The following is a 15,669-nucleotide window of genomic DNA, read 5'->3' as shown; positions in this document are numbered from 1 at the left end:
GCGGCGTTTGCGTACTAGCGGCTTCCGACTGCGATTCCAATAAGTGCTGTGCGCGCAGATGGGTGGTTTGGTCTTCCGAGGCGAGCGTAATTGAAGTGAATGGACGCATGAGTGCTCCAACGTGGTGAAGGAGGCACGAGTGTTCTGTGATGAGGCCTCCCCGTCCACGAGCCACTAGCGAAGAGCTGAACACGCGAGCGATTGCGTCGAAGCGGAAATTGGAAGTTAGGAGAAAGACGCCGAGCGCGTTCGGTGGCGTTGCGCCGGATTTGATTTCGCTTAAGGGGTGCCACGCATGCGCTCGAGATGGGGGGGCTGCACGCGACGCGATGTGATCCAGATGCCGCAAACCGAGGGCGACATCCGACCGTCGAACTTTGTTACAGCTCTTACGGAACAGGAGCCGATGGGCGACGCACATCAAGGCGCCGTTTCGGTATACTCCGCGCCGCAATCAAATCGAAAGGTTATTTATATGTCGAACAAAGTGGGTCGGATGGTCGCCGTCGCGGCATTTACAGCGTTCGCCGCGTTCAGCGCCGCAACGTCAGTGCCGGCGCGCGCAGGCGATATGAACAATGCATTAGGCGGCGCGCTCGGCGGGGTAGCCGGTGCGGCGGTAGGCGGCGCGGTAGGCGGCAGCACCGGAGCGGTCATCGGCGGCGCTGTCGGCGGCGGTGCCGGCGGAGCGGTTACCTCGAGCCGCAAAGAGCGAACGGGCGCGATCGTTGGCGGCGCGTTGGGTGGCGGTGCCGGTACAGCAGCAGGCAATGCCATGGGTGGGCGCACGGGTGGCTTGGTAGGCGCCGCCGTGGGTGGCGGCGCAGGTGCGGCACTCGGCGGGAATATCTCCCGCTCGAACGCGTATGCGAACGATTCCCGCTCTGGCGGCCGAAACGGCAGGCATCATCGCAAGTATCGTCACCGGGATTGATACCGGCCCTTGGCTGATCATCACCAGCGCAATTTTTGCAAAGAACCGACAAACGAGCGCCTCGACAATCACTTAGGTGTACTAACGAGGATAAGGGGCTCTCAAATGTTCGACCATGTTTCGATCGGTGTGCGGGATCTGGCAAAAGCCAAATCGTTTTACGACGCGGCGCTGTTGCCGCTCGGCTATCGATGCCTTCACGAAAGCGCAGGGTCGCTAGGCTATGGCAGGGAGGCGGTTGGTTTATGGATCTCGGTGAGCGAGCATCCCGTCGAGCCCGATATGCGCTCGGGGCTGCATCTGTGCTTCGTGGCGCCCACCCGCGACAGCGTCAACGCGTTCTATGCGAAGGCCTGCTCGGCGGGCGGCGCGGATAACGGCGCGCCTGGGCTGCGGGCGGACTATGGGCCGAATTACTATGCCGCTTACGTCGTTGATGCTGACGGGTATCGGCTCGAAGCGTATTGTGGCGGCGAATAGGGAGCCGCAACGACGATTGGGGAAGCGTTCAGGCATTGCTTGACCCGCGGCAAACGACGCGACTCGCCGGTCGAAACCAACGTCTTCAACCAGGTATGCTGCTAATGCCTGAGATTGCTACGCCTCCGGTATCCATGCGTCGCTTGAGCGCATCCGTTCCCACAGTACCGACATGGTTGCCCTTCATGCCAATCCAGCTGCGAACCACATCGTCTTCTGCTATTGCAAGCGCACCAAAGGTGCCCACTTCATTGTCAGCAAAATCGATGTGTCGAAGGCGATGGTTTTGGAGAATGATCTCGACACCACGCAAGCCGATCGAATTGCGGCGCAACGACACGGACGTCAAGTTGGGCAGCGTCGCAATGACCTCCAGGTCTGCGTCACCGAGATCGCAACGGTTTGCGGTTAGCGAGGTCAGCGTATGCAACTGCGCGAGCGCCGCCGTTGCTTTCCACTTGCCGATCGGATGTCCACTCACGTCGAGGGATGTGAGACCCAACGGTGCTAAGTCGTCAAACATGGCGGCGGTGAGCCCCCAGCATTCGCTGAGATCGAGCGAATCGACCCACGCGGGCACATACCGCAATGCACGCGGGCCGAACTCGCCCCGAAGTTTGACTGCTCGCGTTGCATTTTCGTCGATGGATTGGGTGGGATTTCTGAGGCCATCGCCTTTTGTTATTAGCCATACGTCTTCGGGCGGCGCCGCTGAGCTCGGCGCAAAGCGAGCGCGACGCGGCTCCCCCTGCGTCACGCCGTCGGCGGGGTTTTGCTCGCGGTCGTCCGGTCGTGTCATTCGGAAGGGCGCGTTGCTTAGGCTGCCGAATGGGCGCCTCCTGTGTTCCGGTTCAGGCCGCAATGCGCCCTCTCCTTCGACGGGGTAATGACCCTGTGATCCAGGCGAACTACCGCCTACTGGTGCTGGCATTTGCACTTCTCCATGATCGACGTGGTCAGCCGATAGTAAAGTAGCCCGCGGCCTTATCTTTGACAGGCTGCGAAGCAGTATCTGTGGCCGCGAACGTTGTCAAAACGCATAAGGTGCGCCACGCATCCTCGATGCTCTGCAAAACGAAAATTCGGTCTGCCGCAAAACGCTTCGTAATTTGCCGGCACGTTGTCCCGCGGCACGCTATAAGGACTTGCTTAACACTACGGGCTGTCGTATGCCAAATTCCTCCATCGACGCACAACCGGCCGACGCCGAGCGCGCTGCGCTACTCGAAGCCGCGGCGGACGGACATTTCATGGGCGGCGAATTCAGCGAAGCGTTGTCTTGTCAACTGCAATCCGTTGCGCTGCGAACCCGTATGGGCGATTGGGCCGGTGCGGGAAACGGCGCACACGCTGTCGGTTTTCTTAGGTTCTTGCTGGCGGACCATGTGGGTGCCGTTCAATCGTATGAGGAGGCGCTTCAATTGCGCGAGCGCGCCGGCGACGTGCGAGGTCAGGGCCTGACGTTGGGGCGAATGGCTGGAGTATTTCAGCAGATCGGCAATCACGGCAAAGCGGTCGAATTGTTGCAGCGCTCGCTGGCCTGCTTCGCTCGGACCAGTGCGCTCAAGGACATGGGCACCGGTCTGAACAACATGGCGGTTTCCCTTCGGGAAATGGGCGACGTGAACCGTGCCATGCAATGCTATGAGCGCTCGCTGGAATTGCGTCGGCAGGTCGATGATTTCGACGGGCTGGCCGCGACGCTTCATAACATCAGCGTCCTGTATTTCGACCAAGCGCAGTATGACCGGGCGTTTTCGCTGCTCGAAGAGGCAAGACAAATCCGCGAAACGATGGGCGACTGCCGCGGGCTAGGGCAAACAGTGCTTCGCCTTGGCATGATTTACGAAGCGAAGGGGGACTTGGCCCATGCGAAGCAGTGCTACGAGGACGCGCTGCACCTCGCGCGGGGCGCCGACACGCAAAGTCGAGACGACGAAGCCACGGCGCTTTTGAATCTGGCCGACGTGATGGCTGCTCAAGGCGACACCGACGGTGCATTGGCGGCGTTGACCGAAGCCGAAAACCTGTTTTCCAAAAGCGGGATGAACGCGGGCATTGCCATGGTTTGCTGCGGTCGCGGCTACACATTTGCTTCGGCCGGGCGTCTGTCCGAGGCGCTAGCTTGTTTCGAGGAAGCGAACGTGCGGCTGATGTCGATGGGCGATCGCCCCCGCTTGTTCGCGACGCTCACCGCCATGGCAACGATCCTGTCGCAATGCGGCCGTCATCAGGAAGCGCGCACTGCGCTCGCCTCCTCGCTGGAATTGCAAACGCAACTGCCGCAGCGTCATCAACCGTCGGCCACCGCGCAAGCTACCAGTCGCGAGGCAGCGGCGTGGCCCGTTGGGCCGTGTCATTTGCATTGACACGCGCATTTCTCAATTAGATGCATATATTGGCATTCGGCCGGCCAAATTCCGTTTTGACAATCGAAACGCAACACTCCCACTGGCTCCGAGTTGATTCAAATCGACTGGTCTGACAAGATTACGCCCTGCCAGGAGCAAAAAACGAATCTAAATGCTTGTGCTTGCCGACCATTAAGCGGCCAAGCGCGATGCGCGAATAACGAAAACTCGGGAGCGTGGTCGATGCGAAGCCGCAATATCAAACAAAAATGCATATGGGCCGTCGCAACGGCTGCGGTTATCGGTCTGATGGCCGCTACCGCGTGGCGAGCCGAGGCCGCTCGCATTACACGAGTGTCGCCGCAAGGCACGGTGGCCAAGGTGCGGCAGGTGCTCGTCAAATTCGACGAGCCGATGGTTGCCTTCGGCGCTCCAGACTTGCCGCCGCCCGCGCACGTCAAATGTAATGACGCTTCGGCCAGTGCAGGGCAGGCGCGTTGGATCGACGACAAAACATGGGCCTGGGACTTCGCCGACGACCTGCCGCCGGGCATGGCGTGCTCGGTGGAATTGAACGACGATCTGAAATCGTCGGCGGGCAACGCATTAAAAGGCCCAAAGCATTACACCTTCGCAACAGGTGGCCCGTTCGTTCGGACCATCGAGCCGCATGCTCGCGAAATCGATGAAGACCAACTGTTCATATTGCGATTGAATGGCGCTGCAACCGAGCAGTCGGTACAGCAAGACATTTGGTGTGAATCAAGCGGGTTGGGTAATCGCATTCCGGTAAAAAACGTCGATGCGAACACGCGTGCGACGCTGCTCAAGCGCTTTGCACTCGAAAAAGAAGCGGCACGGGTGCTGACACTGCAATGTCAGCAGGCGCTGCCGTCCGGCGCAAAAATGCAGCTCGTGTATGGCAAAGGCGTCGCGAGTCCGAGCGGTATCGCAAACGATGTGGAACGTCGTTTCGATTTCAAGGTGCGCGATCCGTTCGCGGTCAGTTTCAGCTGCGAGCGCGAGAATGCCAAAGCGCCTTGTACACCGCTGCGTCCGCTGCGCCTGCAGTTCAATGCCCCAATTGCGCGCGACGACGCGCAACGCGTGCGCATCAAAGGCCCGAATGGGGCAATCGAGCCGAGCTTTTCTGCCGACGACCACGACCCGCAGACGTCGATCGTCGAGTTCGCCGCGCCGTTGCCCGAGCGGGCGGACCTCATCATCGAGCTTCCTTCAAACCTAAAGGACGTCAGCGGCCGCAGTCTTTCGAACGCCGGCCTGTTTCCATTGAAGACGATGACTGCGCCGCTGCCGCCGCTGGCCAAATTTTCGTCGGGCACGTTCGGCATCGTCGAACGTTACGCGGAGCCGAATATGCCGGCGCTCGTGCCGGTCACGCTGCGCAACGTCGAAGCCGATCTGCATATCGCCGGGCTGAATGCCGGTAATGCGCAGTTCACCAAATTGCGCGTGGAAGCCGATACCGATATCCGTCGCTGGATGCGCAACGTCGATCAATTCGATAGCTTCACGATGAGCCGCGAAGCGATCAATGCGCGCATGCCGGAGTTGCTTGCGCGCAATCCGCATCCCGTCATCGTCAAACGTAACGGGTCCGAGCCTGAAAGCAAGGACGACGAGCAGGTGGACGTACGCTCACTCTCGCTGCTTGCGGGCCAGCCGAATCTGGAAACGCTTGCGCTGCCGAAGGCCGATCCGAAGTTGTTACGGCCGTTCGAAGTCATCGGCGTGCCGGTGACCAAGCCCGGCTTTTATGTAATCGAGCTTGCATCGCCCGCACTTGGCGCGTCGTTGCTCGGCAAGAAAGCGCCGATGTATGTGCGCACCGCCGTGCTCGTGACGAACCTTGGCGTGCATTTGAAGCAAGGCCGCGAAAACAGCCTCGTTTGGGTGACCACCCTCGATAAAGGCCAACCGGTCGCCAACGCCGACATTCACGTGAGCGACTGTAACGGCGACGAATTGGCGTCGGGGAAAACCGATGCGCAAGGCTTGCTCGCGATCAACGCGCAATTGAACCCGCGCCACGAATGCAAAGACGACAGCTTGGATGGCGTATTCGTCTCCGCGCGGATCGACGACCCGAAGACGGGCCGCGACATGGCGTTCGTGCGCTCCGACTGGAATCGCGGCATCGAAGCATGGCGCTTCAACGTGCCGACGGATACGAGCGTCGATCAGACGGTGCGAGCCCATACCGTCTTCGATAGAACGCTTTTCCGAGCAGGCGAGACGGTGTCGATGAAGCACATGATTCGTGCGGAAACAATGCACGGTTTCGCTTTTCCGAAGACTTATCCATCGACTGTGACGATTCGCCATCTCGGCAGCGGGATGACGTGGCATCTGCCGCTCAAGTGGGCCGCGGATCACACGGCTGATTCGACGTTTGCGATTCCGGTGGCGGCCAAGCTCGGCGAGTACAGCGTGTCGCTCGATGACAGCAAAGCGGGTAGCTCCGCTGACAGCGCCGCTAACGATAACGACAACGACAACGACGAACAGCAGACCGCGTTGGGCACCCCTCACATAAGCTACGCGTCGGGTAACTTCCGTGTCGAAGCATTCCGTTTGCCCGTGTTCAAGGGCACGATAGGCGTTCGGGACGAAAAGACGCATCCGCTCGTTGCCGCGAAGCAGGCGCCGCTTACGTTGCAAATCGACTATACGTCCGGTGGCGGTGCATCGGGCCTGCCCGTGCAGGTATCGGCATTGATAAGGAGTACTAACGTTTCGTTTGCCGATACGTATCCCGACTTCAGCTTTACGCCTTACACGAAACGCAGTGACAGCAACGCGTCCTCATCCGACGAGGCAAGCAGCGACGAGCAGTCGGGTGACGACACACCAAAGCTGATTGCTGACAAGGAGCCCGTCACGCTCGATCGCAATGGCTCGGGACGCCTCACGCTCAAGGACGTTCCACAGGTCAATGGGCCGAAGCGTCTCGTGACGGAGGCGACGTTTGCCGACCCGAATGGCGAAGTTCAAACGATCAGCGGCGACGCAACGCTTTGGCCGGCCGCGGTCGTTGCAGGCGTGAATTCCGGGCAGTGGGTATCGGTCGGCAATACGGTGCCGGTCAAAGCGCTGGCGGTTGATTTGCAAGGCAAGCCGCGTGCCGACGTGCCGCTCGAAGTGCGCGGCATTGCGCGCATCACCATTTCGTCGCGCAAGCGGATGGTGGGCGGCTTTTACGCGTATGACAACCGCACGGAAACGAAGGACCTCGGCACATTGTGCAGTGGCAAAAGCGACGACCATGGTCTGTTGCGCTGCGATGCGAAGTTAAAGGAAGCGGGCAACGTCGATCTGATCGTGACGGCCAAAGATGGTGACGGCAACGTCTCGAGCGCAACGACGTCGGTCTGGGTCACGCGCGAGGAGGATCTGTGGTTCGGTGGCGAAAACACCGATCGTATCGACGTCCTGCCTGAAAAAGCTTCGTACGAACCGGGCGAGACCGCGCGGTTCCAGGTGCGCATGCCGTTTCGCTTCGCGACAGCACTGGTTGCCGTCGAACGCGAAGGCATCATCGAAACACACGTTGTGAAGTTGGATGGCAAAAATCCGACTGTCGAGTTGAAAGTGAATGAGGCCTGGGGCCCGAACGTTTATGTGTCGGTGCTGGCGCTGCGCGGCCGTATTCACGAAGTGCCGTGGTATTCATTTTTCACTTGGGGATGGAAAGCGCCGATCGAGTGGGCGCGGGCCTTCTGGTACGAGGGCAGGCAGTATGAGGCGCCCACGCCGCTCGTCGACTTGTCGAAGCCGGCATTCCGTTACGGGCTCGCGCAAATCAAGGTGGGCACAGCCGCTCACCGGCTTGCTGTGTCGGTGACGCCTGATGCGAAGTCATATACCGTGCGCGGAAAAGCGCACGTGAAGATCAAAGTGCAGTTGCCCGGCGGCAAGCCTGCGCCGGCCGGCACGCAGGTTGCGATCGCAGCGGTCGACGAGGCGCTGCTCGAACTGATGCCGAACCAAAGTTGGGACGTGCTCGATGCGATGCTGCAGCAGCGGTCCTACGGCATCGAGACCGCGACGGCCCAGATGGAAATTGTCGGGCGTCGTCACTTCGGGCGCAAAGCCGTTCCTGCTGGCGGCGGTGGTGGGCGCGGTGCCACGCGTGAGCTATTCGAGACGCTGTTGCTATGGAACCCGCGCGTGACGCTCGATGCGAACGGGCAGGCTTTCGTCGACGTGCCGCTCAACGATTCGCTCACGAGCTTCCGCATCGTTGCGATTGCGGCTGTAGGTGCCGGGCAGTTCGGCACCGGCAGCACATCGATTAGGAGTACTCAGGATCTGCAGTTGATCTCAGGGCTGCCGCCACTCGTGCGCGAAGGCGATCAATTCCGAGCGCAGTTCACGTTGCGCAATACGACGACGAGAGCGATGAAAGTCGTCGTGACCCCTGACGTGCCCGGGCTGTCGTTGCCGCCGCAAACGGTGCAAATTGTGCCCGATTCGGCGCAGGAAGTCGCGTGGACTGTAGCGCCGCCCGATGGTCTTTCCGACGCGAATGCGGCCGCCGCGCTAACCTGGCGTGTCGGTGCGGCGGAGCAAGGCTCACCGCACGCCACCGACACGATCAAAGTGACGCAACGCGTGACCGATGCTGTTCCGATCACCGTGCAGCAGGCGACGCTCACGCAGGTCGACGGCACCTTCTCGCTACCTGTTGCGGCTCCGCCGAATGCCACGGCGACACAGGCGGGCGCGCTGCGCGGCGGCATTGCGGTATCGCTCCAGCCGAAGCTCACCGACGGAATGCCTGGCGTGCGGCGTTGGTTCGAGCGGTATCCGTATCGCTGCCTCGAACAGCAGGTATCGCGCGCGCTCGGCTTGCGCGACGCGGCTCAATGGCAGGCGGTGATTGCGCGGATGCCTGTTTATGTGGACCGCGATGGCCTCGCGAGCTACTTCCCGCTTAGCGACGACAGCGGCAGCAAGGGTAGCCCGACACTCACCGCTTACTTGCTTTCGGTCTCCGACGAAGCGTCGAAACTCGACTCACGCTTTGCGTTGCCTGACGACGTGCGGGGAAAACTCGAAAACGGACTCGTGGGTTTCGTCGAAGGCCGGATCGAGCGCAATACCTGGGCGCCACGCAAGGACCTCGATCTGCGCAAACTCGCTGCGCTCGAGGCGTTGTCACGTCACGGTTTTGCGCGCGCGAGCATGTTGGGTTCGATCGAGCTTGCGCCGAACCAGTGGCCGACGTCGGCGGTACTCGACTACTACGCTGTTTTGTCGCGCGTAAAAGATGTGCCGCAGCGTGACGAGAAGCTGGCGCAAGTAGAGCAGATCATTCGCGCACGTCTTACTTATCAGGGCACGCGGCTCACGTTTTCCACCGGCGATACGGACGACCTGTGGTGGCTGATGACGGGCACCGAAACGAACGCGGCGCGCACGGCGTTGACGTTTGTCGATGCGCCCGGTTGGAAGGACGAGATGCCGCGTCTGATTGCCGGGCTCCTTGCATTGCAAAGCAGAGGTGCCTGGCAGACAACGACATCCAATCTATTGGGCTCGCTCGCAGTCGAACGCTTTTCGAAGGTGTTCGAAAGCGTTCCGGTCTCGGGTCAGACGAAGCTGCAACTGGGTCAGACCGTGAAGACGATTGCGTGGGGCAAGGCTGCTTCGAATGCAGCGAATAATGCATCGGCAACCGCCGCGACAACCGCAACCTCCGCCGCGAAAACAGCCGACATGCACGCTGAATTATTGCCCTGGCCGAGCGAAGCGCGCACATCGTCCGCCGCATCGACATTGACATTGACGCACGACGGCGCGGGCAAACCGTGGGCGACGATCGAAAGCCTTGCAGCAGTTGCGTTGAAGGCTCCGTTTGCGGCGGGTTATCGGATCACCAAGACCCTGACGCCGATCGACCCTGCGGTCAAGGGCAGGACCACCCGAGGCGACGTTGTGCGCGTGCATCTCGACATCGACGCACAGAGCAACATGACCTGGGTCGTTGTGAACGATCCCGTGCCGGCCGGCGCGACGATCCTCGGCTCCGGGCTCGGTCGCGATTCCGAAGCGGCGACTGCGGACGAAAAGTCGCAACAAGGCGCGTGGCCTGCATTCGTCGAACGCGATTTCGACGGTTATCGTGCTTACTACGACTATTTGCCGAAGGGGAAGTTTTCGATCGAGTACACGATTCGGCTCAACAACGTCGGCACGTTCGGCTTGCCGCCGACGCGGGTGGAGGCGCTTTATGCGCCAGCGACGTTTGGCGCGCTGCCCAACGCTCCGGTCGTCGTGCATGCGGCCACCAAGTAAGCTGGGGCGAACGGTGAACCGCGCCAGCATTTCAATCGGCATTCGGGCGCTGTGCGCGGCGCTGCTCTCGATGCCGATAGCAGCGCATGCGTTCCCGTCATTCGATCAGGTGCGCGCGCAATGGCATAGCTCCGATTGGCTGCTGCTCTCGCGCAACGGCGTGCTGCTCGAGCGAACCCGCATCGATAACACCGAGCGGCGCGGCGAGTGGGTCGCGCTTGCCGATATCTCGCCTGCGTTGCGCGAAGCAATCGTCGTATCGGAGGACAAGCGCTTTTACGAACACAGTGGGGTGGATTGGCGAGGTGCTGCCGCGGCTGCGTGGGGAAATCTCTGGAACACCCGCACGCGCGGGGCATCGACGGTCACGATGCAGCTTACCGGGTTGCTCGATGACGACGCGCAACATGCGGGGCGTCGGTCAATCACGGAGAAGGCAAGCCAGGCTGTCAGTGCGCTATGGCTCGAGCGAAGCTGGCACAAGGATCAGATCCTGGAAGCGTATTTGAACCTCGTTCCTTTTCGCGGCGAGACAATAGGCTTGTCGGCGTTGTCAATTACGTTGTTCGGCAAGATGCCATCCGGTTTGGACGAGCGCGAAGCGGCTGTCACCGCGGCGCTGATACGTGCGCCGAATGTATCTTATTCACGCGTAAGCGCACGCGCGTGTCGAATCTTGCGCGATATGAAAGCGCCGGCGCGCTGCGCGGGTCTGATGAGCTTCGTGCAGCTGGCGTTTGCGCGCCCGGCGCCGGCGTCGCTGTCGATCGCACCGGAAGCGCAGTCGCTGGCACCGCATTTTGCACGTCGTGTGGCAAGCGAAGTCCACCCGCGTGCGGGCGCGCACGTCGTGACGACACTCGATGCAAGGCTTCAGCGCTTTGCCGTGGAGACACTCACGCGCACGCTGATCGAGTTGAATGCGCCGCCCCACCGGCGCAATGTGAACGACGGGGCGGTGGTCGTGCTCGACAATGCGAGCGGTGATGTGCTGGCATGGGTTGGCTCGTCAGGACGATTGTCGGGCGCCGGCGAGGTCGATGCCGTGCTCGCGAGCCGTCAAGCTGGCTCCACGCTGAAGCCCTTCCTCTATGCGCAGGCGATCGAAGAGCGACGACTCACCGCGGCTTCGTTGCTCGACGATGCTCCGCTCGATCTCGCGGCGGGCGGTGGGCTTTATATCCCGCAGAACTACGACAAGGATTTCAAAGGCTGGGTCAGCGTGAGAACTGCGCTCGGTTCGTCGCTGAACGTGCCGGCGGTGCGCACGCTGGTCATGGTCACGCCGTATCGCTTCGCGAAGACGCTCAGCGCGCTGGGTCTGCCGCTTGAACAGAGCGGCGATTACTACGGTTATTCGCTGGCGCTCGGCAGTGCAGATGTCACGCTGCTCTCGTTGACCAACGCCTATCGTGCGCTTGCCAATGGAGGCGTGAGCGCGCGCACGTTCGATTTGCTTCGCCACGCGCCGAGCGTTTCGCACCGAATTTTCAGCGCGGATGCAAGCTACATCATTACGACGGTGCTCTCCGATAACAACGCGCGCACACGGACCTTCGGCTTCGACAGTCCGCTCGCGACGCGGTTTTTCTCCGCCGTGAAGACTGGCACGAGCAAGGACATGCGCGATAACTGGACGGTCGGCTTCACCTCGCGTTATACGGTTGGCGTGTGGGTCGGCAATGCGGATGGGCAACCGATGTGGGACGTATCGGGCGTGACCGGTGCTGCGACGGTCTGGGCTGCCATCGCCGGCTATCTGCACCGGCAGGTGCCAAGCGTGGCACCTCGGGCGCCTGCCGGTGTCGTGCAAACACGCATCGCATTCGAACGGCATCTCGAGCCGCCGCGTAATGAATGGTTTTTGGCTGGCACGCAGATGCCGATTGTCGGGCTTGCGGCGAGCGCCCGCAATGCGGTGCGCGAGCTCGACCTCGATCTGAATTCGCCATCGGGAAGCGGCGCGGCACGCGGTGCCGCTCGTATCGGCACGCCGACAGATGGCACATTGTTTGCACTCGATCCTGACATTCCCATTGCACGCCAGCGTATCGTCTTCGAGCGTGCCAGCGGATCGTCGACGCGCAGCACATGGCGACTGGACGGCCACGCGCTGGGGCGCGAGGGTCGCATGCCGTGGCTGCCTTGGCCGGGGCGACATGTGCTCGAGCTTGTCGATCTCGACGGATCGATTGTCGATTCGGTGCATTTCGAAGTGCGCGGCGCGTCGGTACGCGAAGGCAAAGCGAGCCAGCGGAAACGATAATGCCGGGGCGGGACCGGCATGGCGCTATGATGTGTGCACATTGCAACCTGCCGCATGGTTCGGCCCATCAGCGAGAGAATTCATGGCGTTACCTCAGGAAAGCGTCAACATGGCGTTGTTTTGCGACTTCGAAAACGTGGCGTTGGGTGTGCGCGACGCGAAGTACGACAAATTCGATATCAAGCCGGTGCTCGAGCGGCTGTTGCTCAAAGGCAGCATCGTGGTCAAGAAAGCCTATTGCGATTGGGATCGTTATAAGAGCTTCAAGGCGTCGATGCACGAAGCCAGTTTCGAGCTGATCGAAATTCCACATGTACGGCAATCAGGCAAGAATTCAGCGGATATTCGGCTTGTCGTCGACGCACTCGATCTTTGCTACACGAAGTCCCACGTCGATACCTTCGTCATCATCAGCGGCGATTCCGATTTTTCGCCGCTCGTTTCAAAGCTGCGCGAGAACGCGAAGAAAGTGATCGGCGTCGGCGTCAAGAATTCGACTTCCGATTTGCTCGTCGCCAACTGCGATGAATTTATTTTCTACGATGATCTCGTGCGCGAAGCGCAGCGTGCGAGTGCCAAGCGCGAGGCGCGCACAGCGAACGTTGCACCGAATGCGGCGGCAAAGCGCGCGTCTGATGACGACAGGCAACATAAGCACGAGTTGGAAGCACGCAAGAGCGAGGCGATTGGCTTCGCTGTCGAGACCTTCGAGGCGCTGGCATCGGAGCGCGGCGAGAGCGGCAAGATTTGGGCATCGGTGCTCAAGAGTGCGATGAAGCGACGCAAGCCTGATTTCAGCGAGTCGTATTACGGCTTTCGCGCTTTCGGCAACTTGATCGAAGAAGCGCAGGCACGCGGCCTGCTTGAAGTCGGCCGCGATGAGAAATCTGGCGCGTTTGTCTACCGGGCGGCGCAACCTGTTGCGCAAGAATCGGTCGCACAGGCGGAGGCGCCCGTGCCTACCGCAGCGGCACCCGCCAAAGCACCTAGGGAAAAGCGTGCGGCCGCGCAGCGCAGCCGCAAAACGGCGAAGAAGCCGGCCAAAACGGCTGTCGACGAGGCTCAACTGGAGTTGCCCGTCGCATCGCACGAGGTTCCTGTCGAGCCGAACCCAACCCCGATTACAGCCGAAGCCGTCAAGCCGCCGCGCAAGTCGGCCGCGCGCAGCCGCCGGCCTGCCAAAGCTGCGAGCGAAAGTTGATCTCATTCGATGCCACACCACTATGGACTCCAACCCCGATGCGTCTCGCCGATCTATGATACGAGCCCTCACTCCGCTCGAAGCGCGGGTGCTCGGTGTGCTGGTCGAGAAGCAGCACACTGTGCCCGACACCTACCCGTTGAGCCTGAACGCGTTGACCGCGGGTTGCAATCAGAAATCAGCGCGGTCCCCCGTCATGAACGTGACGGAGCCCGAAATATTGACGGCGATCGATGCGCTCAAACACCTGAGCCTCGTCATCGAAAGCAGCGCTCGCGTCCCGCGCTTCGAACAGAACATCAACCGTGTGCTCGGTATTCCAAGCCAGGCGAGCGCCCTGCTTGCCACATTGTTCCTGCGTGGTCCGCAGACCGCTGCCGAGTTGCGGTTAAACAGCGCACGGTTGCATAGCTTCGCCGACATTTCATCGGTGGAAGCCTTTCTTGAAGAGCTCGCTGCAGCCGAGCCCCCGTTCGTGACGAAGTTGCGGCGCGCACCCGGCGCGCGCGAAAACCGCTGGATGCATTTGCTATGCGGTGAGGTCAGTGATGAGCCAAGTACGAATGAAATCTCAGGGCAAGACGCTATCGAACCGCGGGTGTCGCCGAGCGAGTTGGATGATCTGAGAGTCAAGCAGATGCAGTTGGAGGCGGAGGTAAGTCGTCTTCGAAAGCAGGTGGAGTATATGGCCACCCAACTCGGTATTGCCTTCGAAGACGACAGCCGTTATTCGTGAATGCTCATGCGCAGGCCGTCATGCCGCGCGAAACGGTGTGCTTTCGAGTCCTTCTATCAGTGCTTCGATAAGTACGTCTGCTTGTTCCCGTTCGATGGTAAGCGGCGGCGAGATGACGATGTGGCTGCCCACCGGCCGCACCAATGCGCCAGCTCGGCGCGCGACGGTCGCGACATCGCGCGCATATGAACTCGACGCATCGATTGGCTCGCGCGTGCGCTTATCTTTCACGAGATCGATTGCCATCATCAGCCCTTTTCCGCGAACGTCACCAACCGCTGCGCAGCGCTCCGTTAGCGGTAGCAATCGATCGAGCATATAGGCGCCCATCGTTGCGGCGCGGGCCGGCAAATCTTCATCGAGCACGATGCGAAGTGTCGCGAGAGCGGCAGCACAGGCGAGGGGATGGCCGGCGTAGGTATAGCCGTGCATCAGCGCGCCGCGAGCATCTTCATTCTGATGAAAGGCGCGTTCGATGCGGCCATTGACGAGCGTGGCGCCGAGCGGAACATACCCAGCTGAGATGCCTTTCGCCAAACACATGATGTCGGGCGCGACGCCCCAGCCGCGGCTTCCGAACATGCAGCCCGTACGGCCGAACCCGGTCACGACCTCGTCGGCGATCAACAGCACGTCATAGCGGTCACAGATATCGCGCACTTTCGGCCAGTAGCTTGCGGGAGGCACGATGACGCCGCCGGCGCCTTGAACCGGCTCGGCGATAAATGCCGCTACCGTGTCCGGCCCTTGAAAGACGATTTCGCGTTCGAGCAGCGTGGCGCAAATCGCGGCGAGTTCATCGGGGCTGTCCGTGAAGGGGTTGCGATACAGCCACGGCGTTTCGATATGGAAGCATCCTGGCATCAGCGGCTCATAGTTGCGCCGAAATACGGTATTGCCGTTTATGGATGCACAGCCGAAATGCGTGCCGTGATAGCCCTGCTTCAACGAAATGAATTTGGTGCGCGACGGCTCGCCAGCCAATTGCCAATACTGCCGCGCGAGCTTGAGCGCCGTCTCGCATGCGTCCGAGCCGCCCGAGCTGTACACCACGCGGCGCATGTCTTCCTTTTCGGCGATGTCGGTGAGCACAACCGAAAGCGCTTCGGCACGCGGATGCGAGATGCCATCGAAGAGTTGGTAATAGGCGAGTTCGTCGAGTTGATCGGTGATGGCCGCTTTTACTTCGGGGCGATTGTGGCCGACGTTGACATTCCACAGACCGGCTACGCCGTCTATCAGTTTGTGGTCGTTATCGTCATAGACATAGCAGCCGTCGCCTCTGATGATGCGAATGGGCTTTTGCGTATGCATGCCATTGGGATGGCCCATGGGGTGCCAAAAACGCGCGTCGCGATAGGTCACGGTGACTCCTTGAGC

The 15,669-nt window shown here is 60.9% G+C and carries 9 protein-coding genes; 7 read left to right on the top strand and 2 right to left on the bottom strand.

What is annotated here, in order from left to right; all coding sequences use genetic code 11:
• The first annotated feature begins 496 nt into the window (after positions 1-496).
• On the top strand, positions 497-934 hold the full coding sequence (locus ACSQ20_RS22690; RefSeq protein ID WP_436025821.1) for a hypothetical protein: 438 nt from the start codon (positions 497-499) through the stop codon (positions 932-934).
• A 105-nt stretch (positions 935-1,039) separates the two neighbouring features.
• Positions 1,040-1,414: a VOC family protein gene (locus ACSQ20_RS22685; protein ID WP_436024439.1), complete on the top strand. Its 375-nt coding sequence runs from the start codon at positions 1,040-1,042 to the stop codon at positions 1,412-1,414.
• A gap of 85 nt (positions 1,415-1,499) precedes the next feature.
• On the opposite strand, the gene ACSQ20_RS22680 is transcribed toward ACSQ20_RS22685, so the two are convergent.
• Positions 1,500-2,213, bottom strand: a complete 714-nt coding sequence (locus tag ACSQ20_RS22680; RefSeq protein ID WP_436024437.1) for a hypothetical protein — start codon at positions 2,211-2,213, stop codon at positions 1,500-1,502.
• Between the two features lie 370 nt (positions 2,214-2,583).
• On the opposite strand from ACSQ20_RS22680, the gene ACSQ20_RS22675 reads away from it, so the two are divergent.
• The 5 genes from ACSQ20_RS22675 to ACSQ20_RS22655 all read left to right on the top strand — a co-directional run bounded on the left by ACSQ20_RS22675 (position 2,584) and on the right by ACSQ20_RS22655 (position 14,289).
• On the top strand, positions 2,584-3,783 hold the full coding sequence (locus ACSQ20_RS22675) for a tetratricopeptide repeat protein (protein WP_436024435.1): 1,200 nt from the start codon (positions 2,584-2,586) through the stop codon (positions 3,781-3,783).
• A gap of 225 nt (positions 3,784-4,008) precedes the next feature.
• Positions 4,009-10,086, top strand: coding sequence for an alpha-2-macroglobulin family protein (locus ACSQ20_RS22670; RefSeq protein WP_436024433.1), 6,078 nt, complete (start codon positions 4,009-4,011; stop codon positions 10,084-10,086).
• The gene (gene pbpC / locus ACSQ20_RS22665; RefSeq protein ID WP_436024431.1) at positions 10,070-12,352 is read left to right on the top strand and encodes a penicillin-binding protein 1C; all 2,283 of its coding nucleotides are present in this window, start codon (positions 10,070-10,072) and stop codon (positions 12,350-12,352) included. The genes ACSQ20_RS22670 and pbpC overlap by 17 nt, the downstream gene beginning before the upstream one ends.
• Before the next feature lie 82 nt (positions 12,353-12,434).
• A complete protein-coding gene (locus ACSQ20_RS22660; protein ID WP_436024429.1) occupies positions 12,435-13,553 on the top strand; it encodes an NYN domain-containing protein in 1,119 nt (372 codons plus the stop codon).
• Between the two features lie 22 nt (positions 13,554-13,575).
• Positions 13,576-14,289, top strand: coding sequence for a YceH family protein (locus ACSQ20_RS22655; protein ID WP_436024427.1), 714 nt, complete (start codon positions 13,576-13,578; stop codon positions 14,287-14,289).
• A gap of 18 nt (positions 14,290-14,307) precedes the next feature.
• Here ACSQ20_RS22655 and ACSQ20_RS22650 read toward each other — a convergent pair whose 3' ends face one another.
• Entirely contained in the window at positions 14,308-15,654 is a 1,347-nt protein-coding gene (locus tag ACSQ20_RS22650) for an aminotransferase class III-fold pyridoxal phosphate-dependent enzyme (protein WP_436024425.1), read from the bottom strand.
• Positions 15,655-15,669 lie beyond the last annotated feature (15 nt).

Source organism: Trinickia sp. LjRoot230 (assembly GCF_964253315.1).
In the GTDB taxonomy this organism is placed as follows: domain Bacteria; phylum Pseudomonadota; class Gammaproteobacteria; order Burkholderiales; family Burkholderiaceae; genus Trinickia.
This window is presented reverse-complemented; position numbering and strand designations above follow the sequence as displayed.